The sequence below is a fragment of the Candidatus Nomurabacteria bacterium genome (assembly GCA_023898645.1).
Lineage (GTDB): Bacteria > Patescibacteriota > Saccharimonadia > Saccharimonadales > Saccharimonadaceae > UBA2112.
Genome location: CP060232.1, coordinates 67,183 through 92,452 on the forward strand (window position 1 = coordinate 67,183; position 25,270 = coordinate 92,452).

At 48.7% G+C, this 25,270-nt stretch carries 15 protein-coding genes and 1 tRNA gene; 13 read left to right on the top strand and 3 right to left on the bottom strand.

The window, feature by feature from the left end:
* Nucleotides 1-3 precede the first annotated feature (3 nt).
* The 3 genes from H6797_00305 to H6797_00315 are packed head-to-tail and all read right to left on the bottom strand — an operon-like array spanning nucleotide 4 to nucleotide 8,141.
* Nucleotides 4-1,251, bottom strand: a complete 1,248-nt coding sequence (locus H6797_00305; GenBank protein ID USN96633.1) for an ABC transporter permease — start codon at nucleotides 1,249-1,251, stop codon at nucleotides 4-6.
* Nucleotides 1,241-2,017, bottom strand: coding sequence for an ABC transporter ATP-binding protein (locus H6797_00310; protein USN96634.1), 777 nt, complete (start codon nucleotides 2,015-2,017; stop codon nucleotides 1,241-1,243). The genes H6797_00305 and H6797_00310 overlap by 11 nt, the downstream gene beginning before the upstream one ends.
* A 1-nt stretch (nucleotide 2,018) precedes the next feature.
* Entirely contained in the window at nucleotides 2,019-8,141 is a 6,123-nt protein-coding gene (locus H6797_00315) for a hypothetical protein (protein USN96635.1), read from the bottom strand.
* Nucleotides 8,142-8,456: 315 nt separating this feature from the next.
* Here H6797_00315 and H6797_00320 point away from each other — a divergent pair, with 315 nt between their 5' ends.
* The 13 genes from H6797_00320 (at nucleotide 8,457) to H6797_00380 (ending at nucleotide 25,269) form a co-directional block, all read left to right on the top strand.
* Nucleotides 8,457-8,864 (top strand): hypothetical protein, encoded by a 408-nt coding sequence (locus H6797_00320; protein ID USN96636.1) that lies wholly within the window; start codon nucleotides 8,457-8,459, stop codon nucleotides 8,862-8,864.
* Between the two features lie 109 nt (nucleotides 8,865-8,973).
* Nucleotides 8,974-9,048: transfer RNA gene (locus tag H6797_00325), tRNA-Asn, on the top strand.
* Nucleotides 9,049-9,574: 526 nt separating this feature from the next.
* Nucleotides 9,575-10,057, top strand: coding sequence for an Hsp20/alpha crystallin family protein (locus tag H6797_00330; protein ID USN96637.1), 483 nt, complete (start codon nucleotides 9,575-9,577; stop codon nucleotides 10,055-10,057).
* 74 nt (nucleotides 10,058-10,131) lie between these two features.
* Nucleotides 10,132-10,365: a hypothetical protein gene (locus H6797_00335; GenBank protein ID USN96638.1), complete on the top strand. Its 234-nt coding sequence runs from the start codon at nucleotides 10,132-10,134 to the stop codon at nucleotides 10,363-10,365.
* The gene (locus H6797_00340; GenBank protein ID USN96639.1) at nucleotides 10,362-10,607 is read left to right on the top strand and encodes a hypothetical protein; all 246 of its coding nucleotides are present in this window, start codon (nucleotides 10,362-10,364) and stop codon (nucleotides 10,605-10,607) included. Before H6797_00335 ends, H6797_00340 begins: the two co-directional genes overlap by 4 nt.
* A gap of 307 nt (nucleotides 10,608-10,914) precedes the next feature.
* Nucleotides 10,915-11,406 (top strand): hypothetical protein, encoded by a 492-nt coding sequence (locus H6797_00345; GenBank protein ID USN96640.1) that lies wholly within the window; start codon nucleotides 10,915-10,917, stop codon nucleotides 11,404-11,406.
* A 2-nt stretch (nucleotides 11,407-11,408) separates the two neighbouring features.
* Complete coding sequence (locus tag H6797_00350) at nucleotides 11,409-12,425, top strand: hypothetical protein (GenBank protein USN96641.1); 1,017 nt, start codon at nucleotides 11,409-11,411, stop codon at nucleotides 12,423-12,425.
* A 101-nt stretch (nucleotides 12,426-12,526) separates the two neighbouring features.
* Nucleotides 12,527-13,162, top strand: coding sequence for a DedA family protein (locus tag H6797_00355; protein ID USN96642.1), 636 nt, complete (start codon nucleotides 12,527-12,529; stop codon nucleotides 13,160-13,162).
* Nucleotides 13,163-13,297: 135 nt separating this feature from the next.
* Nucleotides 13,298-15,037 (top strand): proteasome ATPase, encoded by a 1,740-nt coding sequence (arc, locus tag H6797_00360; GenBank protein USN96643.1) that lies wholly within the window; start codon nucleotides 13,298-13,300, stop codon nucleotides 15,035-15,037.
* A gap of 197 nt (nucleotides 15,038-15,234) precedes the next feature.
* Nucleotides 15,235-15,750, top strand: a complete 516-nt coding sequence (locus H6797_00365; GenBank protein ID USN96644.1) for a hypothetical protein — start codon at nucleotides 15,235-15,237, stop codon at nucleotides 15,748-15,750.
* Nucleotides 15,680-16,690 (top strand): DUF916 domain-containing protein, encoded by a 1,011-nt coding sequence (locus tag H6797_00370; GenBank protein ID USN96645.1) that lies wholly within the window; start codon nucleotides 15,680-15,682, stop codon nucleotides 16,688-16,690. The genes H6797_00365 and H6797_00370 overlap by 71 nt, the downstream gene beginning before the upstream one ends.
* 140 nt (nucleotides 16,691-16,830) lie before the next feature.
* Nucleotides 16,831-17,541: a hypothetical protein gene (locus H6797_00375; protein USN96646.1), complete on the top strand. Its 711-nt coding sequence runs from the start codon at nucleotides 16,831-16,833 to the stop codon at nucleotides 17,539-17,541.
* Between the two features lie 21 nt (nucleotides 17,542-17,562).
* Nucleotides 17,563-25,269: a hypothetical protein gene (locus H6797_00380; GenBank protein USN96647.1), complete on the top strand. Its 7,707-nt coding sequence runs from the start codon at nucleotides 17,563-17,565 to the stop codon at nucleotides 25,267-25,269.
* Nucleotide 25,270: the final 1 nt, after the last annotated feature.

Below are 25,270 nucleotides of genomic sequence, written 5' to 3' on the forward strand. Positions count from 1 at the left end.
TGTTTATTCTCGGCGTAGAGCGTCGATGGGGTTGATTCTGTGAGCACGACGTGCCGGTAGTATGGCGACGACTAGTCCAACGAGCCCCATGAAACCTATGAGCGACAAGATAAGCCACGGAGGTGTTGCGAACAGCTGGAAGGCTGTCTCGACGCCACGTTGGCGAGCGAAAGTCACTAAAACAGTATTTACAATCTGACCAATGATTACGGCCAAGCCGATGCCCGTTGCGGCTCCCATGACGGATAGTAGCAACGCCTCGATGATAAACAGCCTACTCATATCGCGGTTTCGCCCACCCATGGCCATCATAAGACCGATTTCCTTGGTTCGTTCGAGTAGGGATATGGTGAGGGTGTTAAACATACCGAGTACGGCGACGACCATACTGACCGAGCCGAATCCGACGAGCACGAGGTTAAAGAGCGAGAAGATTTGATTGACTTGGTCGATTGTATCGCTGGGTGATGTGGTTTGAAAGCCCATACTTTCGACTTGTTTTCGTAAATTGGGTATATTGTTTGTGTTGTCGACAAGTAGTTGTACTTCTGAATAGGCTGGTACACCGGCAAGATCAAAGTGGAAACTTGGTATGTACACCTCGCTTCCTGCTCCGGTAGACACGAGTCCTACAACCGTGTAATTATTTTCGAAACTATCTTTTTTAGCACCTGCATCTTGGAGCGGTACGGTGAGATTAATTTTCTTGCCAACGGCGTCTTTGGGATTTTTGAAGCCGATGGCTTTTGCCGCTGAATCGTTTATGAGGACCGATTTGTTGTCTTGCTGAGTCAGTAATCTACCATCAATAATTTTTAGCGCGACCATGTCTTGGTAATGCATATCGACACCATAGGCGACGGTATCGACGGCGCTTCCTTTTTGGCTAAGGCTTCCTGGGAAGGAGTACACTAGCCCTGATTCCTGGACATGGGGGAGTGATGTCATTTTTTTGACAATGTCTTTGTCTAGCTTGACGATGCGGGAGTTTGTAGTAGACACGACGACAGTCTTGATGGTTTGGTTGCCGATGATTTGTTTTGTCACGAGGTCTTGGATACCTAGGCCAAATGAAAGCAGGAAGAATATTGAACCAATACCGATGATAACACCGGTGACGGTGAGTGCGGAGCGTAACTTTTTGTTGATGATGTTGCTCCATGCCATGTGAAACAAGATGCTCCAACGGATACCGGAACGGCCTTTGATGTCGTGGGAGTTTGATGGTGTTTTGCGACTTTTATTTACCATGTTTTGCCTCCGAAAGACGATGAATACGGTCGCGCATTTCTCGTAGTAATTTGTCGGCGGTTGCCTGGATGCTGCTCGAAGGCATTTCAACGACATGACCGTCTTCGATGTGAAGCAGGCTGTCGGCTAATGGTAAATATTCCATATTGTGCGTGACCAAGACAACAGTCTGGCCGAAATCAGTCTCGCATTGCTCGAGCAAGCTCATGATAAAGTCGCCTGTTTTGCTGTCGAGCGCGCCCGTCGGTTCGTCGGCAATGATAAAGGAAGGATTGCTAGAAAGGGCGCGAGCAATGGCGATGCGCTGTTGCTCACCACCGGACATCAGCTGCGGGTTCTTTTTGGCGTAATCGTCCATATTGACGCGTTTGAGTGCCTCGTGGGCTCTTTTAAACGCTTCGGCTCTGGTAAAGCCAAGGAAGTATAGGGGCACTGCGACGTTTTCGAGGGCGGTGAGACTTTTTATCCAGTAGTTCGACTGGTAGACGAAGCCGATATCGTTGGCGCGAAACTTTGCTAAATCGTCCGGCTTTAGTTCGTACATGTTGTTGCCGGCAAACATGACACTTCCCTTTGACGGGTGCTGTAGGCCGGTCAGGACGTTTAGCAGAGTTGATTTACCACTACCAGAGGGTCCGTAGATGATGTTGAAGCTTTTTTCGCTGAGCGTAAAGCTGACGTCTTTTAACGGTGATATTATATCTTCGCCGATTTTGAATTCGACAGAGATGTTTTTGGCAATGATGAGGTCTTTGTTGGCTGGCATTTTATAGTCCAAATATATTCTTTAGTGTGTTAAGTATGATGGTCATGACGCTGTCCGATGCGTGGCCGATGATGGCCGACTGAGCTTGGCCATACGCTATGTTGCCGGCGGCATCTTTTGAAACAGGCTCAAGGCTGTAGACTTTTGACGTAGGCAAATCTGTCACGATGACGACATGCTCTGTACTTAGTCCGCTGTCTTCGGCAGTACGACTACTATAATCAGCGGCGTGTGCCCCTTCGGCATAGGCGACTTGGCTAGTGGCGGGTTCGTCGGTGTGCCAACTGACAACGACTTGGCCACGGGCTTGTGCGCCGACGCCATGGATTGAAGGCTCGACTGTTACATTGCTAACTATCGGCGGGCGCGTGTCGAGTGCAGTGTGGAACGACTGAGTGTCAGAGGCGGCGAGGTTACCGTCGGTGTCACGAGATTGTGCTATGAGCGTGTATTCGCTGTTGTCCTGAAGGCCTCGGATGATTATTGCGTGTTGCGTCACCATTTTTGTGTCGAGTGAGTCGACTGAACCACCACCAGCTTTCGCGTAACTGATTCCAGATGTCGACGGTACGTTGGTGTCCCAGGTAACTTTTTGCGTACTCGTGGGTACTCCCTTGACTGGCTGGAAGCGTAGGTTGCTGATACGCGGTCTTGGTGGTGTAGTGAACGAGAAGATGCTGCCGTCGTAACTATTGCCGTCGGCATCGAACGAGACAAGTTTGTAGAAGTATTTGACGCCGTCATCGAGGCCGTTTAGATCAACATTGTAGGTTGATTTGCTCAGTGAAGTGTTGACGGTTTGAACCCCGCCGAAGGCGCTCGATTTGCCGAAGTAGACAATGATTTTGCTGGAGTCTTTTGACGTAAATTGGATAGTTGCCGCGGTGAGCGATACTTTTGTCGTGGTGATTTCTTCGAGTGATGGCGCTGGTGACGTTGTGAATTGGTATTCCTGGCTAACGCCTGTGTTGCCGTCGCCGTCTGTCCACTTGGCTACGAAGTAGTAGGTGGTGCCTGCGGCCAGGTTATCGAGATCAATCTCGTGAGCGCTGACTTGGTCGGAGTTGCCGATTTCAGACGCACTATAATCGCCACTTTTTGTGCCGATGGCAATCTTTGAGTCGCTATTGCGGTCGGTGCTCCAGTCGATACGGGCTTTGCGCGTGGTGATGTTGCTCACGACAGGTTCGGCGACAAGGTTTGCTGGGGATGTGAACTTGCCTGTAGGCAAGGCGCTGACCACTGAGCCCGTCGCGCTACAGTTGTTGGTGCTGTCGCAGGCCTTTACCTGGTAGTAATACGTTTGCTGAGTTAGACCGGCATCGATATATGTCGTACTCGTACTACTTCCGGCAAAGGTGAAGTTGGTGTTGTCAGTTGAGCGGTAGATTTTGTAGCTGGCGATGCCTGCGCCGGTATATGTAGGAGAATCCCAAGTGAGCGCCAGGCGCCAGTTGTTCGTTGACTTGATGGAAACATCGACAATGTCCATGTTAAGCGGCATGCCCGGCGATGGAGTATTGGCAGTGAAGTTTGCGGAGGCGTAGCTCGAATAGTTGATATTGCCAGACTCGTCTTTGGCGGCAATATAGAAGGTGTTTTCACCAGGCTGAGTGGCGTAGGCTGCGGGAGAGAGGTTGGAGGCTCCGGCAGTCGTGAAGCTACATGTACTTGATGACGGCAGGGTATTTACCGTGTAGCAATAAGTGAGATTGTTGACGTCACCGACAAATGTCGTAGGGGGTGACCATGTAAAGGCAAACGAGTTTTCAGTATTGCTTGACGGCGAGACGTTGACGTTTTGCGGTTCTGACGGTGCGCCACTGGTGTTGACTTTGAGGGCAGCCGACACGAAAGATGTTGTGACATTACCTGCATTGTCCCAAGTGCGGAAGTAGATGTTGTTGATGCCTTCGGCTAGATTGTCGAAATCTGGCGTTGACTGCATGGTGTATGATCCGTCGTTCGCCAAAAGATCGGTCGAGTCGCCGGTGCCACTATGGCTGTCGCCGTACCAGGTGCCGCTGTTGCCGATGCGGTATTGCATACCGGCCAGACCTGAGTTGTTGTCTACGGGTGCATTTGGACCACTTGTTGCCCACGTGAGTGTTGCGGCCTTGGTGTTGATGAAGCCGGATGGCGAAGTGATGTAGCCAGGATTTGCTGGTGGCGTGTTGTCGAAGCGGAAGTGGAACTGTTGCATTGAAGAAATGACATTTCCGGCATTATCGATAGCTTTGATCGATAGGTAGTACGGTGAATCGCTGGTTGTCAGGGCTGTATTTAGGTAGCCACTTGTTGCAAGGTCGAGTTCGGTACCGGTTACCATGAATTGGCAGTGGCCGCCTGTATTGGTTGGTGAGGTGCCAAGGAGCCCCTTTGTTGTGGCCGGATCGGCAGTGTTGTCGGTGCCTACGTAGAGGCAGTAGCCTTTGATGCCGGAGTCGCTGTCGGCGGCGGCTGCCCAGGTGAAGTCGGGCGAGCCACCGTTTGTCCAGTCGTTGGACGCTAGTGCGGCGCCACCCTTGACGTGGTACGCGCTGATTGTGCCGGCATTTACCGAAGGCTCTGTGAGGTCGGATGTAGCATACGTTGTAACACTATTGAGCGTAACTCGCTGGTCGCCATTGCCGGTGAGGACAGCTTGCCACTTGAGTCCGTCGAATGTGACGGGGAAGGTGCTTACATGAGCGTCGACAGTAGTGGCGTTGTTGGCGTCGGCGGTGCTGTTTGATGCCGACCAGGCGCTGCCGTCCCAATATAGCCATGTGGCACCATTGTCGCTTGATAGCCGGTAGGTGATGTTGCCACCATTGGTTGTTTCGCTGGTAGTGAAGTTGTCCCAGTGCCAGACGCCAGATGCGCGTACGGCGTTTGCTAGCGTAATTGTCTCGGAGCCACTTGAGTATGGATGTGCGTTGAAGCCAGACCTAGCATCGTTGCTGATGCGTAGCTCGTCGATCTTGCCGTTAAAGGTACCAACTGCTTTGCCATATTCGCGACCGCCGTAACTACTGCCAATCAGAAGTGGTCGGCTACTGTCTGGCAACAGGACATTTGCAGATGTTTGGCTGTCGAGCGCTCCGTCGACGTAGAGCTTCATATTGGCGCCGTCGTAGGTTGCAGCAACGTGGTGCCAGTTTGTGTCAAATGATGACTTGCTTGATTCCAGGTAGGCGTTGTTGCCCCATGACCATACCAAGGCATCGACGTTTGTCGACAGACCCGTACCTGCATAGAGCTTGCCCTTGTAGGGACTAAAGGATTCGATTTCTTCGACACCGTTTGTCCAGCCGCTGTTGATGCTGTTGCCGCCAATTTTGGACCATGTGCCGTCGCTCAGGCGCCAAACTTCTCCGTCGCCCGTGGAGTTACCAAGCCCTGCGTAAATGTCACCGTTGTAAACGGCGATAGTTTTAACTCTTTCGTAGGTGCCTGTCGTCCAGCTGCCGTTAATGTCATCGCCACCTACTTCTGTCCACGTTGAACCATCGTACTGCCACAGTGTTGCCGATCCGGTCGCGTAGCCCATGCCGGCGTAAAGCTTGTCTCCATATGGCATCAATGATTCGACGTCTTGGTAAGTGGAGCTGTCCCAGCTGCCGTTAGTACTATCGCCACCAATCTTGGTCCAACCACTGCCGTCCCATTGCCACACTTCACCGTCGCCATTGCTCCGACCTAGACCGGCAATGAGCTTGCCGTCGTAGACCGCCAATGAGTAAACATTTTCAGCATAAGTGGTCCAGCCACCGTTTAAGCTGTCGCCACCTATTTGCGTCCAGGTTGATCCGTCCCATCGCCAGACTTCGCCGTCTCTACTGCCAGCACCCAGACCCGCGTAGAGATACCCGTTGTAGCTAGCCATAGAGTCAACTTCGCCGTAATGACTGGACGCCTGCCAGCTACTGTTGACACCGTTGCCACCAATCTTCGTCCATGAGCTGCCGTCCCATTCCCAGACTTCGCCGTCGGCCGTCGAGCCGCTGGCAGTGTTGCCAAGGCCAACGATTAAATGGTTGTCGTAGCTTGCCATGCTATATACGTACTCATACGTATTGGCGTCCCAGCTGCCGTTAATTCCTTGCCCGCCAATGAGATTCCAGGTCGAGCCGTCATAACGGAAGACAGCAGCTGCTCCTGTAGTGTTGCCCATGCCGGCGTACAAGTAGCCGCCCTGTGCCTGCATGACTTGCACTGCCGAAAAGCCGTAGAAGCCCCAGCTATTGTTTACGTAATCACCGCCAATTTGTGTCCACGACGAACCGTCCCATGTATAGGCGAGTCCCGCACCGCCGGAATCGTACGTGCCAGAGTAGAGTTTTCCGTTGTCATATAGTAGTGTGTTGACGATGTCGCCTTGATTGGTTGCCCAGCTACCATTGTCTCCGTCGCCACCAATCTTTGTCCATGACGATCCGCCCCACTTCCAGACCTCACCGTCGCCGTTGCTTGTGCCTAATCCAGCGTAGAGGTTGGTGCCGTCATAGGCGAGAGAAGCGACTTGTTCGTAGCCACCACCCCAGCCACTATTAACGCCATCGCCACCAATCTTTGTCCACGACGTCCCGCCCCATTTCCACACCTCGGCGTCACCGCTGCTGTCGCCAAGACCGGCATACAGGTTGCCGCCAAAGTATCGCAAAGAGTCGACAGTTTCATAATTTGTCGTCCAGCCGCTATTGATGCTGTCGCCACCGATCTTTGTCCATGAACTGCCATCCCACTCCCACACTTCGGCGTCGTTGGCAGATACGCCAAGTCCGGCATACAGGTGTGTGCCGTCATCAGTGAGTGCGGCGACTCGTTCAAAATTCGCCGTCCAGCCACTATTGACGCTGTCGCCACCAATCTTTGTCCATGAGCTGCCATCCCACTCCCATACCTCGGCGTCGTTGGCAGAGTTACCGATTCCGGCATAGAGTTTGCCGCCAAAGTAGTCAAGCGTCCACACCTGTTCGGCGTAATTCGTCCAGCCGCCGTTGACACTGTCGCCACCAATTTTGCTCCATGACGAACCGTTCCATTTCCAGACTTCGCCGTCACCGCTAGACAGACCAAGACCGGCATATAGGTTGGTGCCGTCGGTAGTAAGCGAATAAACACCTTCGTATGTGTTGGCGTCCCAGCTGTTGTGTATGGATGACGGTCCGCCACCAATTTGCGTCCAGCTGCTACCGTCCCATTTCCAGACTTCGGCGTCACCCGTGTCGTTACCGATACCGTAGTAGTAGTCGGAGCCCATTTTGACGATTGCATTAACGGCACGCTTGCCGTTTTGGTCCCAGCTGCCATTTGTATCGTTGCCACCGGCGAGCGACCAACTGTTGGCGTTTTTGTCGGCAAGCTCATAAACGACTTTGCCAGTCTCGTTGTCGTAGTACAGTTGGTAGTCGCCCTTATCGACAATCGTTTGGCGCTGTGTGTCGCTACCGGCAGAGAAGTTGCTGCTGAACTGAGTCCAGGCTTCGATTGTGTTTTTTTGTGACAGCGACAAAGAAGGTGAGTCGGGTACACTGACGGACGACGTTGAACCATTGAGTGACAAGGCGTTGTTGAGGTTTCCTGCACTAAACGTTGCGTTACTGACGGTACCGTTATTGCCGTTGGACGAGCTGTCCGTAAGTGTCGAGCCGGTTGATTCGTCCATGTGGTAGAGGGCGGCAGTATTTGCATCGTTGGCATAGTTTTGAGCTTTGAACTGAGCGTCGGATCCGGGAAGCTCGATGCCAGAATCAAATGAATAATCGCTACTGTTTGAGAAATTAAATGAATCTACCAAGTCAGAGAGGGCAAAAGCTTTTTCGTAGGCGCCGAACATTGCAACGCCGACAACCAGCGAATATAAGACCAATATATATGTATGCATGTGCGAGTGGTACTTTTTGTCGTGCCATGCGTCGTACCACCGCAGTTTGCTCCGTAGGTGCTCGTGAGGACGTTTCGCTATATGGCGGTGTGTTGTTTTTACAACGGCCGCACCGGCCTTCACACCCTTGACGGCAATGCGCTTGCCATGGTGAGACAAGCGTTTTGCGTGTGGTTTGGCACGCAACAAAACAGAGGAAGGGCGTTGCTTCACCCCACTATCTGTGTGTTTTGTTTTATGTTGTGTCTGTTTCACTCTCAATGGAACCCTCTTGTAAATCCCACCTCTGTTAAGGTTACTTTTGAGTATACCATACTCCTTGTGCTTTCCATATATTATATATAGCAAATAAAAAGGCCACGTACGAAGACGTGGCGCACTGCGCAAAAATTAATAAGCCATACAAATAGATGATACGCACCTTACCCTATACCCCGAACGTCTGCTTTTTGCGGATGTTGATTTTACGCAAGTATATGAGTGGCTGTAAATTTCGTCAACCATAACTGAATATACGATTAAAGGTTGTTTTTTGAATTGCGTCCGTGCATAGTAGTAGCCATAAAGGCTATGATTGAGCAAACAAAGCTGCCAACAGGATGGGATTATCATCATACTTTATACCCTCGCAGGGGGTATAAAAGTGGGGGCTTAACAAACGACTGGCGTGAGAGCCCTGCGATGATCGTGCCTATGCGCCGTATGCGAACTCAAAACGAACATCAGGGTTTGCACGACGATGTGCCACCGGAACCCCTGCCGAGCGATGCTCTGGCCGGCTACGCTCTGCGTATTTGCGAGGAGCTAGAGCAAGAGGAAATTACGGCGCTACAAGCATTTAAATTAGTACGAGACGAGCTATATAACCTTTCAGTCAGGCGTTCGAAACGTGAGCTTGGCCACGAGGCGGTTCGGTTTGTCAGATTTTTTGATTTGCAACGCAAGCATATGTGCGAAGTGCCTTTGCCAGGAATATAGTCAAGCAGTTCGCTTGATAGCTTGACGAACTACCCTTATATTATGTACAATTACCTCTAGAATCCTTGTCTAAGCTTGCTCTCATGCCGCAGCTAGCGGGTTCTGTTATTCCGGCGTAGCTCAGCGGTAGAGCATTCGACTGTTAATCGAATGGCCACTGGTTCGAATCCAGTCGCCGGAGCCAAGCAATAGCCACCCGCAAGGGTGGCTTTTGCTTGGCTCCCACTACGTGTTTTTCGAACCAGTGGCGCGACAGCTTTAGCTGGCGCTAGCCACTGGTTCGGCGCAGCGCAGCGAAATTCTGGAAAAGTTTACTTTTGCCAGAATAAGCAAGCGGAGGAGCGGAGTGAAACGGAGCGATATCCAGTCGCAATTATCTAATAATAATGTGAACAATAATCGTAGCCATAACACTAGCAACGATATTCAATAGAAAGTCGATGATAATATTTTTCATCTTAGCTCCTATAAAAAAGCACGTATCGGCTCTTACTTGCCGAACGCGCCTGTATCTTTTTAGGTAGCGTTGCTCCTTCTATAATTATACAGGAAAATGATTATGTTTGGAAACGGAGGAGGCTTTAGCCGATATCCAGTCGTAAAAAGTATAATTGGCACTCTTGACACGAGAGTGCCAATTTTCTATACTATATATAGAAGCTTTTATGCTTCTCTGGAAACCATTAAAACAATGATGAAAGGAGAAAATTATGAGCAATCTTGTAAAGTGGGATCCTTTTACAGAACTTTCTGTATTACAAAAACAGTTTTTCGGTGACGATTGGATGTCACCGGTCAAGGGAATGAACATTCCTACTACGGATGTTTATACAAAAGACAACGAGCTGGTCGTTGAGGCTCATCTGCCAAACTTTGATCAGGACGATATAAACATTCAGGTTGAGGAAGGCTCTTTGATTGTTAGCGCAGAACGGCACGAAAAAGAAGAGGATAAAGATAAAAAATACGTTGTGCGCGAAAGTTCAAGCAGCTTTTATCGTCGTATCGCTTTGCCAAAGCGTGCGGACGCTGACAAAATCGAAGCACATCTTAACGAAGGAGTGTTGACAGTAAAGGTGCCGCTAGCGCCGCTTTCAGAACCAAAAAAAATCGCTATTTCAAGCAACAAGAAAAAGTGGAGAAGTTTTCAGAGGAAGAGGCTCATTCACGAGTCTCTTCCTGAATATGGGTAAAAATTGCCTCAGTCTGACCCCGCCATAGAGCTTTGGTACGTTATAAAAATGTGAGTGGAGAATAGGAGGAAGCTATGACAAATACGACATTACAGCCCGGGCGCGTCGCGACGTATCCGGCATTAATGAGTACGAGTCAAAATAGGTTAGATACATTGCCTCTTGGTGCAAATCGTAATCGCGAACTGTTTAAACTGCGTGCTTCTTATTTTGTTGAACTTTTTCCGGATGAATTAGTAATCCAGGAAAAACAATATCTGTCATTGTCAACCAATTTTTCGTTTCGTCTACGGAAACTATGCCCGTGAGAGATATTGGAAGAGTAGTATATATCGAAACTCCCCTTTTTGGAGGCCTGAGAATTATTGGTAAAAATACGCAACACGAACTGAGAATAAAAGGTCTTAACAAGAAGCAGGCCATAAAGGCTAAAGAGATTATCGAAGGTCTGATACTTGTAAATGCAGGAGTTGTCGATGTGCCGTATTGGACTGAAACTGATTATCGCAGAGACATGTTGGCTGAAGCTGGGCGTAATCAGGGGAATTAATGCGATCTGCGCCACAAGATGTGCTATAGGAAAATAATTACACGGTTCAAAATCCGTACGATGATCTAGCATGTATTTCACAGAGAATTTACATAGTATTTGCGTGCGAAGATTTTTGAGAAAATTTAAAGAAGAGCCAAGCTAGGGTGACGGCCGTTAAACTGACGACTATGAGCAACGAAAAATATTTGTCGTTATACGGGGTTTTCGTTGCCGACATTAATATTGTACGATGTTTAATTTTGTAGTGTGCCTACCACCGTACATAATTGAAAAATAATCACAAAAATGATATACTATCAAAATTATGAGTGATAGAGAGTACGAGTTGGCAGAAAAAATGCGCATTAAGCGTTTGTGTAAAGAGAATTTTGGTGTGGATTTACGTATTAATACCATTGTTGCTTCTGACGTAGAGATGACACAAGACGATTCTTATACGACGATTTTTAACACAAATGGCGCTATGTATGCACTTTGTGAAACTAACGAGCCTACTACTTTACGAGACATCAAATCACAGATTAGACTAATGGGTTTGGATGCAGAATATTACTATCCCCCTGCACATGATGTTAATTACTTCGAACGATACGGCAAAAATGCATTTTTGTCCGTGTTTCCTGGCCGCGAGATTTCTACAGAATCGGATATCGATTTTTACAAGACATTGGCACCATATAGCCCGGCGCTCGTACGTATCCGTAAGGTCAACGGTAGGATCCGTCGCTTTAACAAGCCTGGTAACATGTGGCAAACGACAATGGATCTTTCTTATTCTCGTATTAGGGTGCAATAATCATGAAAAACTCTACTATCAGTCAGAATGAACTACTCGACAAACAGGCTATGATCGATATGGTCTTGATGGATAGAGAGCATTTTCGTGCTCAGGCGGAGTCGTCGCTGTTACGTTTTAGCCCACGAGAACGGAAACTGCTAAAAAAGATCGAGACGGAAACTGTCTCTGCATATGACGTACTATATGCATGGAAGAATGAACTGAATCCGTTGATTAAGCAGCTAGAATCTAAGCGTGTCGACAAAACATTCCGTATCGACATGAAAAAACAACTTATACTGGCAGAAGATGAGTTAAATGAAAAAGTGCGCCAACTGGTTGAAGCACGTATTAGCGAAATTCAGACACGTTTTCTAGAGAAAATGTACACCAGTGACAGAACGGCATATAGAAATGCCGAAATGCTTTTGACCAAGCCAGACCAAGAATTAGATGAATTACTTTCACACGTTGTTTCAGCAACTCTTTCGACAATTGTGGCTGCTGAACATGGGGTAACGATTATCGATGGGCATGCATCGCTATTTCGCCGACTTAGGTTACGTCGGCAGGTTCGTCGTGAACGAAAACAGATAAAGAGTAGCCATCGCGAACGTCTAGCGTACATAACTCGACGTAAGCAGGTGCTAACAAATCAAAACGGTGGACTTCTTGTAGCGATAAGTGAAAAAGGCTGGGATCTAATAACTATTATTAGCATGCGTAATCAATATGAGAAACGCATTAACGCATTACCGTTAAAAAGTTCAAAAAACGTTGTTAAAAGGTTGGCAATTTTTGAAGAAATTACTCAAAAATTTCGCAATGACTATATCGAAAAGATTACATCTACTAATCCAAAAGCCGGATTAAATTCCGTTCGTACAATTACACAAGAAGTAGACGATTTGCTACAAAGAATTTTTGATCTTTCGACTGCTCAAAAAAATCAATTGTTAGTACACTCAAAGGAATATCGTGAGCTCACAGAAGAGCACCAAGAGATTCTAGTGGAAAACAACAAAGTACATATATAAGTATTTGGTGTAGGGGGGTGTCCACCTAGTGGCGGACTTCGTATAGATGGCCTTTAGATATCAAGACTAAGACAAGCTTACGCTAATGGTACACTGGGTATATGCATATAGATGTACTCGCTTGGTTGTATGCGTTGCCACCTATGGTGATTTACGTAGCCGTGTTGCTTGTGGTTGGAATTGAGAGCCTGGGGGTACCGCTGCCAGGTGAGTTAACTCTAACGAGTGCGGCATTGTTATCCAGTCAAGGTATAGCAAATCCATGGATAATTTGGGCTGCCGGTGCAACTGGAGCCATTGTGGGTGATTCGATTGGTTATTACATTGGTCGAGAGCAGGGCTATAAATTACTGAGGTTTTTAGAACGATTGTTTCCAAGGCATATCAATTCACGTTCAATTAAATTGGCCGAGAGTGTCTTTCATGAGCATGGTGTGAAAACGGTATTTTTTGGACGTTTCGTTGCCATATTGCGAATTCTTGCCGGTCCGTTGGCGGGTATTTTAAAGATGCCATATGGACAATTTTTGCGAGCAAATGCTACCGGGGGCATCGTGTGGTCTGGAAGTGTCGTTTGGGTGGTGTACTTTTTGGGTATCATAGCTGAGCAGTGGATGCATGTTTTTTCGTGGGCCGTTTTGATCGTTGGACTCGCGCTGGGTGCGGTAACCTCAATAGTGTTTAGAGCGCGAGTTGATGCATATCTAGAGAAGCATCACGCCGTGTCGACAGAGTAGTCTTTAATACGATGAGACCGTCGAAAATTATCGGTACACATTTGAAAAAGATGCGAATTTATGATAGGGTAATAACCATTCTGCATTAGAGGTGAGTGTGGAGTGGAACTGTCCTTTCAAAATTTAGGAGTTCTCATGGGCGAGAATGACAATCGGTCGCAAGACGACCAAAATGGTGAGCTTGAGGAGCTGCAAGTAAAGTTGCGAAAGCTTCAGGCGCTTGAGGAGAAAGTGGAGTCGCTTCAGGGCGAAAACACCAATCTCGTCATACGCAACGAAAAGCTCAGCGACACGTTGCAGACAGCAAGGCAACAAATGCTTCAGCTTCGAGAAGAAATTGATCGTTTAGGCAATCCGCCGAGCGGTTATGGTGTTCTTTTGAATTGCAATGACGACGACACGGTGGATGTCTATACATCTAGCCGCAGGATGCGCGTGCAGATTTCACCGAATATCGACATGGACAAGCTTCGTATCGGACAGTTGGTCCGCGTTAATGAGGCCATGACTGTTGTCGAGGCCGTGGGATTCATGCGTACCGGCGAGCTGTGCACGTTAAAGGAAGTACTTCACAGTGACGTGGAGAACGAACCTCTTCGTGCGCAAATTATCACGCAAACAGACAGCGAACAGATCGTATTGGTGGCTGATTCGATTGATTCCTCGTTGTTAAAGGCGGGTGATACGTTGCTTGTCGACACCAAGGCTGGGTACGTGTTCGAACGGATTCCGAAGTCGGATGCGGAGCAGTTGGTGCTGGAGGAAGTTCCGGACATCGACTACGACGACATTGGTGGATTGTCGCGTCAAATCGAGCAGATTTTTGACGCTGTCGAACTACCGTTCCTCTATAAGGAGTTGTTCGCGGAGTATAAACTGCAGCCACCGAAGGGTGTGCTGCTGTATGGACCTCCGGGTTGCGGCAAGACGATGATCGCAAAAGCGGTTGCGAACTCGCTGGCGAAAAAGATGAAAGAACGGACCGGAGATGGTACTGGGAAGGCATACTTCCTGAACATCAAAGGACCGGAGCTTCTCAACAAGTTCGTTGGCGAAACCGAGCGGCATATTCGTGAAATTTTCCGTCGGGCCCGTGAAAAGGCTGCGGAAGGTGTGCCGGTCATCGTGTTTTTCGATGAGATGGAGTCTATGTTCCGCACACGTGGAACGGGCATTTCGTCTGATATGGAAAGCACGGTTGTGCCACAGTTGCTTAGCGAGATCGATGGTGTCGAAGGTTTGGAAAACGTGCTGGTCATTGGCGCGTCCAATCGTGAAGACATGATTGATCCTGCCGTACTTCGCCCCGGTCGTCTAGATGTGAAAATCAAGGTTGAACGACCTGACGCAGAAGCTACGGCGGATATTTTTTCTAAGTATCTCACTGTGGACTTGCCGATTCACGCTGACGATCTTGTCGAATTTGGCGGGGACGCACAAGCGTGTATCAATGGCATGATCGAGCGTTCGGTGACGCGTATGTACGACGAGGTTGATGAGAATCGATTCCTTGAAGTGACATATGCAAATGGCGACAAAGAAGTCATGTATTTTAAAGACTTCAATTCGGGCGCAATGATAAAAAACATTGTCGACCGGGCCAAGAAGTACGCCATTAAGGCCATGATTGAGACCGAACAGCGTGGCATTCGCATCCAACACCTCATGGAAGCGATAGTCGATGAGTTCGCTGAGAACGAAGATATGCCGAATACGACAAACCCGGATGACTGGGCTCGTATATCGGGCAAGAAGGGTGAGCGCATAGTGTATATCCGTACGCTCGTCACGGGTAAAAATCAGAATAGTGATGGAGGTGGTCGTACCATCGACACCGCTGAAGATAAGTATGGTGGACTGGGACAATATTTGTGAGTAATCGCAAATCCCCGCACCAACCACTCTGGTAACGTAGTAGCCAAGCCGCTACGTTACCAGAGTTTTTTTATTGCAATGAATTTACTTGGCTATTCATGAAACTGCGCTATACTTAAGCATAAGAGTTGTAGAACCGTGTGAGGGGGTACGACTAGATTTATGGTTTAGTTGGAAGGCAAGAAAAAGCAATACATATGTTGAGAAATATAAAAGCTCCATTAGTACTGACAGCTCTCTGTCTCTTTTTGCTTTTGAGTGCGGGTACCATACAGTCTGTATTTGCTAGTGGGGAAACCGTATCAGCTGACCCTACGGCAACAACCGAACTTAAGACAGCAGCGCCAATTTCGGGCGTAACTATAAACGGGGCTGATAATTCCACTGTACCAGTAAAACTCCTTGTTACTAATGGTAGCTTGTCGATGACGACGACGACAGGCTTGACGTTTGAGGATGTCAATGGCAACACGATATCCAACCCGCAGACCGGTTCAACTCTATATTTTAGTGGCACACGCTCGGACGTAAACGCGGCACTGGCAACTTTGCATTACACTCGAAACTCGGTTGGCACTGATACGCTTGAAATTTCACTCGTAAATCCTGGCGAGGTCTTTTTCTCGGGTACTGGCCACTTGTATGAATATGTTGCCAGTTCGCTTGATGGCAATAGTGCTGGTAGTTGCAATGCTTGCTGCAGTGCTTCTTGATGAGCGTGTATTTGCCGTTACCCCAAGCTCTACCAACAACAACCTCAATACGCTCAAAATTTCACCCGTTCGTAGCGACCTAGTGATTGCTCCTGGCAAGAGTGGTACTGTGACGGTAAAGGTATCTAACCTTACTAAGGTACCTATGACGATCCAATCGATCGAAAACGATTTCATAGCTGGCGACGAAAAGGGTACGCCGGCGCTGATACTGGACGCAAGTAAATACGCACCTACCCATAGCCTGAAGCGCTTCATGGTGCCTATCGCAAACGTCACCATACCTGCAGAAACTGTGAGAGAAATCAAATTGACGATCAACGTACCTGCAAATGCAAAGCCAGGTGGCTATTACGGTGCGGTAAGGTTTTCTCCTGTAGTGGGAGATGGCTCGGCATCTGTCAACCTGAGTGCTAGTGCGGCTTCGTTGATATTGCTAAATGTACCTGGTGAAGCAATCGAAAAGCTTAATTTGACTGATTTTTCAATCATGCAAGGCAGTAAGATTGATACGGTGTTTCAGAGTGCAAACGACATACGGGTTTCATACCGATTTGCGAACGCAGGTAGCATACAAGAAGGTCCGTTTGGCAAAATAACAGTCAAGCAGGGCGACAAAGTGGTGTATAGCTACGACTTTAACACCGACACGCCGCGCGAGATGGTGCTACCCGACAGTGCTCGTCGCTGGGATGTGCCGCTTAAAAATATCGGCAGCTTCGGCAACTACACGGTCACAGCGACGTTTACCTATGGCAAAAACAACGAAACTCTAGACGTCACGAAGTCATTTTGGGTGATCCCATGGAGTGTCATCATCGGAGCAATCGTGGGTCTGATAGCAATCGTAGGCCTTGTAGTGGGAATCTGGATGTTCCTAAAAAGCTATAAACGTCGCATACTGCATAGCCAAAGCCGCCGTGGCGGTTACCGACGCTAAGTCATAAACTAGCTGATTTATGTGAGTTAATACAGGGAGCGAAGTCGCTCCCTGTATTTTATAAGAACCCACAAAGGTTTACCCCTTTTCATATATAGCATAAGCAGATATAATGAAGCTAAATATATCAAGGGGGAGATATGGACACTAGGGGAACATCAGACACCGATAATTCATCGGGTAGTGCCGGCAATGAATCGTCGGGCGCAAAAAAGAAGGGTGTAAAGGGTCTAGCCCGAGCACTAGGGCGGTATTGGTACGCACTTGTCGTACTTGTCGTGATTGTCGCGGGAGCTATTGCGTGGTTTGTGCAGCAAGCATCTGCCGACGCGGCGTGGCAAAAGGCTACCGACGATTACGGCCGGGCCGACTACGCTGCGGCAGCTAAGCTGCTAGACAACGTAGCAGTACCAACAGACGAAAAGCGTCTGACAGTCTATGCACAGACGATGCTGGCCACACGCCAGCTCGACAAGGCGCTGCCTGCGTACAATAGTTTGTATGCCAAGAAAAAGGATCCTGCCGTCAAGATTGTCATCGGCAATATCTACAACGAGCAAAAGAAGTACGACGAAGCCGCAAAGACATACCGCGACATAATAAACGCAAATACAACGTACATACAAGCGTATGTAAACTTGTCGACACTGTATAAGCTGCAAAGCAAAACACAGGACGCAATTGACGTTGCCAAGCAGGGCGTAAAGGCGAATCCGAATAGCGCAACGCTATACGAGCTACTTATCTCTATGCTGCTTGATAACCAAGGATCGACAGACTACAAACAGGCGGTCGCTACCTTGAAGAAACTTAACCCTTCGGATCCACTACTACAAACACTAAAGAAATAGGAACCTAAATATAAGGCCACTATGAAACGACGTTTCCCCATTGTCGTAACAAAAAAGACACTCCAACTAGGCATTGTTGGGGTTGTCTTTGGTCTTTTATTGGCGCAGCTAGTGCCGTCGGCGCAGGCATTCTATTCGAATGGTCAAGCTGCGTCGGGAATTGTAGGCCAGACGCTTCCGAACGGTTCGGGTACTTATACCTCGGCCACAGTCAACAACCCGAGTGATGTAGGTATGAACGGAGCCTCTGGTGTGGCAATCGACTCAACACGCCACTTGGCGTATGTTGCCGACACAAACAACAACCGAGTTTTTGTTTATCAGCTCAACACCGACAATACATTTCCTGACTATAAAGCCGATTTCGTAGTGGGGCAGAGTGACTTTTCGGGTACGAGTGTAAACAGGGGGACGGGTTCTCCGGCGCAAAACTCACTCAATGCACCGTCTAGGGTAGCCGTTGATCAATCAAATGGTGATGTGTATGTCTCTGATACCGGTAACAATCGCGTGATGATTTTTGGTACTGTGTCGGCGAGTGACCCAAATGCAACGCACGTCATCGGTGCGGCAAACTTCACGTCTACTAATAGTGGAGGTACTGTTTCTCAGAGCACTATGCTTTCCCCAGAGGGAATTGCACTACATGGTTCTGGCGGAAGTATGCGCGTGTATATTGCCGACAAAGACTTCAACCGCGTGTTGGAGTTTGGGCAGATTACGACCGACGGACAGAATGCATTGTATGTGCTTGGTCAAACTGATTTTATTAGTTCTACATCTGGCTTGGCTCAAAACACTCTCGCTAGTCCGTCTGGGGTAAGTGTGAGTTCGACCGGCAAAGTGTACGTTGCTGACTCGAACAACAACCGAATCATGGGCTGGACGTCTACTATATCGAGCAACGGACAGAATGCGAATGTAGTCTTGGGACAAACGTGGTTTTATTCAAACGGCGTTGGTACGTCAACCACGGCAATTAATCATCCTCAGGATGTTAATTTCGACGGAAGCGACAGATTGTTTGCTTCGGACTCTGGCAACAATCGAATCTTGATATGGACGAGTGTGAGCAGTAGTGGACAGGCTGCAAATGTGGTTGTCGGACAGAGTAGCTTTACGTCAAATTCAAGCGGTACGAGCGCTTCTCGTGAGTCAGCACCTATGGCAGTAACGACCAGCGGGTCGATAACTTTGATAGCAGACACGGGTAACAATCGTATCATCGGCTACCTCTCGACTATATCGACGAGTGGTCAGTCGGCGAGTCTTGTACTGGGTCAGCTTACAGATAGTGATCAGATGGACTTTTATGGCAACGCCATGAACAACCCCCAGGGGACCGGCTTTAATACGCCGAGTTCCGTGGCGCTCGATCCTGTAGGTCATCGGCTATTCGTTGCCGACAAGGGTAATAACCGTGTCCTTATATATGACCTTAGCGCTGCAAACCAGTTGACAGACGGTGTCGCCGACTTGGTGTTGGGGCAGACAAGCTTTTCGCAGGTTGCCAGCAACCAGGGTGGATCGGTAAGTGCGAATACGCTAAATGGTCCGACGGGACTTTTCTATGACACGACAAACAGTCGTTTGTATATAGCTGACACTAACAACAACCGCGTCCTTATATATACAAGCCAGATTACCTATAGTGGTCAGGATGCTGATTTAGTGCTTGGGCAGACGAGTATGACAACCAACTCAGCTCGCACGGCTGCCAATGGCTTTGCGGCTCCAGAGGGGATAGTGGTAAACACAAATACAAACCAACTAGCCATAGCAGACCGAGACAACAACCGTGTATTGATATGGAGCTCGTCGCCGTTGTCTAACGGACAAGCAGCAAGCTTTGTCCTTGGACACTCTAGCTTTACGAGTGCTTCGTTCGGAGTGTCCTCAGCATTGATGCATTCGCCGCAGGGGGTTACGTTTGATAACAATAATGGTCGACTCTACGTAGCTGACAGCGAAAATAATCGTGTATTAGTATGGACTAGCACCATTACTGCTAATAACCAGGCTGCTGACTATGTATTAGGTCAGTCAAACTTTACAACATCAAGTCCACAGACGGTCAGTGCTTCGTCACTGACAAACCCACAAAGGGTGACAGTTAACCAATCAAGCGGCACTGTATACGTAGCTGATACAGGCAATAATCGCGGCATGATGTACACGACGACAATTACTTCGAATAGCCAAGCGGCAAATCAAGTGATAGGGCAGCCGGATTTCTCGTCATCGTCGGCATTGACAACACAGACTGGTCTTTCGTCTCCAAACTCGATAATCTCGGACACGACGAACGGTATTGTTTATACAGTTGATACCGGTAATGACCGTGTTTTGAGTTACGACGATACGGCTCCGGATACTCCTTCGCTCATTGTTCCGGCTGCAAATGCGACAAATGTTGCGAGTACGCCAAGTTTCCAGATGAACAGCAATGAGCGCGACGGAGACGCGGTGCAGTATAAGCTAGAAATTGCTCTGGACTCTGGATTTACGACGGGGCTACGCACATACAATCAGACATCATCAAGCACTGGCTGGAACGGACAGACCGTAGGCAATACCTATACTGGTGGTGCGGTCGGTGCATTTACGGTTCCGACTGCAGACATATTGACGGCAAATACAACATATTGGTGGCGTGTGTCGGCGTATGACCCAAGCGGCACCCGCACCTGGTCTTCCCCTTCGTCTCCTCGGTCATTTACAACGGCGCCGCCTGCTGCCATAGCATTCGGAAGTGCGCAGCAAAGTGTGGTGGCTGGTCAGGTTTCGTCGGCGATTCACCTCGAGCTCCACGATACTAATGGTAATCTTGTAAAATCGAGCTCTACGACGCGCATTTACCTGACAAGTACGAGCGGTACTGGTCAATTTTCGACTAGTGTCAGTCCATTTGTGGCCATTAGCTACGTTGACTTACCGGCAAATACTTCCGGAATAGATGTTTATTACCAAGACTCAACAGTTGCTAACGCTACGCTGACTGCTTCAGACGCAACGCCACCGAATGGTGCGGTTGGCTTGGCGGATGCCACACAAGACATATCAGTGACGTCAAACAACATCGCGTCGTTCTCTTTTGCAACGATAAATAATCAAGTTGCCGGTACGCCATTTAGTGTGACGATTGTAGCTAAAGACACGTATGGAAATACGGTGTCTGATTTTGCTGGCAATGCTACTCTTACGTCTACGTTAGAAACACCAACTCCAACGAACGCTCAGTTTGCGGCTGGCTCTTGGACCGGCAACGTAACACTTACCAAAGCCGGCAATGTCAGCTTGACCGCGACGTACAGTTCGGCTGTCGGAAGTAGTTCCTTGTTTACGCTAGATCCGGGAGATGTAGCGGGAGTAAGTATTTCACCTAGTACTTTGAATGCGAAAGCGGGTGATACGACAACGCTTTCTGCGACAGCGGTAGACTCTTACAACAATACCATTTCAACCGGCGTTACCTATGCGTGGTCTGTTCCGGGGACGCTGGGATCCGTGTCGCCAACTAATCAGCAGACAACCGACTTTACTGCAGCGAATACCATTACTACGGGTGACGTATCCGTATCGGCTACAAAGACGGCGACGGCAAACGGTACATCGGCAATTACTATCATTCCGGATCATTATGGAGTTTCTGCCATACCAGCGAGCGTTGTAGCGGGTGGAAATATTGCCGCGACCGTCACGGCGCAGGCAAAGAACAATTCGGTAATTACCAATGCAACGGACACCGTGTCGGCGGGTGATACTACGGGGACACTGTACCCGCAAACGATAAATCTAGTAAATGGCACATGGAGTGGTAATTTCTCAATCACAAAGACTCAAACTGGCGACGTAATTAACCTGAGCGGGCAAAGCGGTGCGGTAACGGGTGCAAGTAATAGCTTTGACGTTACGCCGGCGGCACTAGATTCAGTAACGATTACACCTACTTCAGTTTCGCTGTCGGTGAACGACTCAACGTCAGTGTCTGCACAGGCATTCGATCAATACAATAACCACATAGACAGCGACCCATATTCGTGGTCGTCGAGTATCGGTTCGATTGATCCTTCTGGCCAAACGGTGACATTTAACGCCGGAACACAGAGTGGGTCTGGCAACGTAACGGTTTCGGTGACAGAAGGTGCCACTACAAAAACGGCGGCGGTGCCTGCTAACGTAACATCGCTGGCAGTGGATCACTTTGCCTTTACAACAATTACCGACAAAGTGGCAGGCTCTAATTTCCAGGTGACCATTTTAGCGAAGGATCAGTTTGACAACACGGTAAGCTCGTATAACGGCAGTGGTGTTTTGACGTATTCGGCAGGTACGATAACGCCAAACGCAACGACCGACTTTACGAATGGTACATGGACCGGTAACGTAAAGGTTACGAAGTCTGGAACTAGTGTTTCTCTGGGTTACAGCGATACGGGTAAGGCCGGAACAAGTAACACGTTCAACGTATCTCCGGCTGCGCTAGATTCGGTCGCCATTACTCCGAATAGTCTTATTACGTCCATAGAATCAACCGAATCACTTACGACGGCAGCTTATGATGCCTATAGTAATCAAATTGGCAGTGGTGTGACGTATGCATGGTCAATCACGGATTCGACGTTAGGTTCTTTGTCGCCTACAAGTGGTCAGTCGTCAACGCTCACGACTACTCAAAAGTCGGGGTCTACCTTTATAAACGTGATAGCTACACAGGGTCAGACAACACAAAATGCCAGCATAGTCGTCAATGTCCAGCCGGGTTCGCTTGATCACTTTAGCTTTGACACGATTACCTCGCCGCAGCCGACTCAGCAGCTTATAAGTGTCAAGATCACCGCTCAAGACCAATATAACAATACAATGACAACGTTTAACAACACGGCTTTATTATCTGATCTTTCGGCTTCGATTTCGCCGCAGCAAACGACAAACTTTAGTAGTGGCGTATGGACGGGCTATGTCAGCATAAGCCAAGTCTATACGCAGGATACCATTACGGTGTCATCGGGTGCGACGACAGGTGTTTCGAATCCGTTTGACGTAACGTCGAACATACTTGATCACGTTGTTGTTACGCCATCGAGCTCAAACGTGACAGCTGGTCAAAACCAGGCGTTTTTTGCACAAGGATATGACGCGTTTGGCAATGCAATTACGGGCTTGACCTACAGTTGGTCTGTTATAGGGGCGATAGGGGCTGCTTCACCTGCAACCGGCCTGGCAACTACCTTTACGGCAAGTCCTTCCACAGGTACGGGCGTCGTACGTGTGACGGGTACGCAGGGTTCGGTTACAAAACAGGCTGATGCCGCCGTGACTGTGCAAGCGGCATCTCTCGATCACTTTGTATTTAGTCCCATGACCGACATAGGTGCGGGACAAACAGAATCTGTAACGATTACGGCAAAGGACACATACGGAAACACCATTACGTCGTTTACCAATTCTGTTGCCCTAACCGATGACTTAAATGGTATTACTCCAACGACGACTGATCCGTTTACTCAAGGTGTTTGGACAGGGCAAGTCTCGCTTAATAAGGCCGGTAGTACCAAGATAAAGGCAGCGTACGGAGCAGTCGCGTCGTATTCCGATGTATTCTTAGTATCGCCAGGCGATTTGTATGCGGCCGACATCGATCCGAACCCGGTTGTCATAACTGCAGGCAAGACGCTGCGTGTCACCGGATATGGAAAAGACCAGTACGGCAACGTCTTAAGCAACGTTTCGTATACATGGTCTGTACCGAGCGTCATCGGAACGGTAGACCAAAGTGATCAGCAGGACGTAAACATCACGGCAGCTCATACGACAAAGGACGGTACCATCAATTTGATAGTGTCATCCGGATCGATACTAGTGAGTAAATCGGTGGACGCTTCGGTCGTGGCCGACTCGTTGTCGAAATTCACTTACGCCTATATCAATTCGCCGCAGATAGCCGGAAGTCAGTTCTTGGTGACAATTACTGCTACGGACCAGTACGACAATGTTATAGAGAATTTCAATAAACAAGTTTCACTCGCTGATAGCACCAGTTCCGTGTCGCCGTCGCAGACGGGTGCGTTTAACAGTGGTACTTGGACCGGTTCGGTAACTGTCACTCAGACAGCAAGTGCTGATATGCTTGTTGCGACATACGGATCAGTACAGTCACAAAGTAATAGCTTTGAAGTAAAGGCGGGCGATCAGCAGGTATTTCTGACGATAAGTTCCGGAACTAATCAGTCGGGCTCAGCTGGCGGCGACCTAGACAATCCTTATATAGTGAAGGCTGTTGATTTGTACGGCAATCCAATGCCAAGTATCCCTATTCGCTATTCGATCGACTCCGTACCGGTAGACTCAAATGGAGCAAAGATGAGTCCAGAATCCGTAGATACCGACAATGAGGGTCTTGCGAGATCAACGCTTACACTAGGCAACAAGAGTGGCACATATATAGTTACTGCGAGTATCGATGGGCGTTCGTCGGTCGGTGTCAGCTTTTATGCTTCGGCGAGCGCGGCGCTTGCGACATCTGTGAAGATTACTCCAAGCTCGACTGTATTGTTGACCGACAGCTCTCAGCAGTTTACGGCGGAAGTATTCGACAGTTATGGAAATCAGATTAATGATCAAACACCCGTATGGTCGGTTGTTGCTGGCGGCGGGACGATAACGTCAGACGGACTATTTACCGCAGGCACTGCTACAAAGGTATTTACAAATACCGTACAGGCATCAGTTGGCGGGGCGACGGGTTATTCGACTGTGACCGTTACGACACTTCCGGGGCTAACAGGTGACCATCGTGAAGGCGCAGGTGAAATAGATCACCTCGTAGTGACTCCGAAGAGCCCTTCTGTCCAAGTAGGGAAGACATTAGGATTTTCTGTGATTGCTTTGGACCGATACAATCAAGAAGTACCGACCAATACCTTGAGCTACTCATGGCATGTCAGCGGCGGTACGCTATCAGCAACGAACGCGCCACAGACAACGTATACGGCATCGTCTGGCGTAGTGCCGGCACAGGTCGAAGTAGTTGTTTCACAACCTGACAAACAGCTCACTAAAACAGCTTCTACGCAGATTAAGCTAACACCAGACCCACGTGGTTACATTGTGATCACGACACCGAAAGACCACATAGCTTCTGGTGAAGACTTCCAAGTTACGTTGACAGCTTATAAGGGTGACGGAACGGTTGATGAAGGCTTCACTGGGCCAGTGCAACTTAGTGACTCGACCAATACTGTGACACCTCAGGAAACGGGTAGGTTCGAAAAAGGCGTTTGGTCTGGCAAGATTTCGATTAATACCGGTGATGCCAGTACAGTAATCAAGGCCGCCGGAGCCGAACGCGACGGCGTGAGTAAAAACCTTGCCATTGACAATAAATATGCGTTTAAGCGATCGGCTGCGCCGGGCATATTAGGTGCGGTATACAATGCCATTAGTGCAGCGGGTGAATGGGTAGCAAACTTCGTCCACTCATTCTTCAAAGTCTCTACTAGCTTCCCTGAAACGACAAAGAACATAGCGGCGAGCCTAGTCGCGGTGGCGGGACTCCTAGGTGCTACCTATGGGTTTGGTCGATCGGCTACACGAGCGATGGAGGCGATTGGTCGCAACCCGTATGCACGCGGTAAGATCATAGGCAGTCTTTTCATAACGCTCTTTGTCAGTATGTTGTTTGTCGGCACGGCATTCTTAATCGCAGGGTTTATAAAGTTTTTCTAGC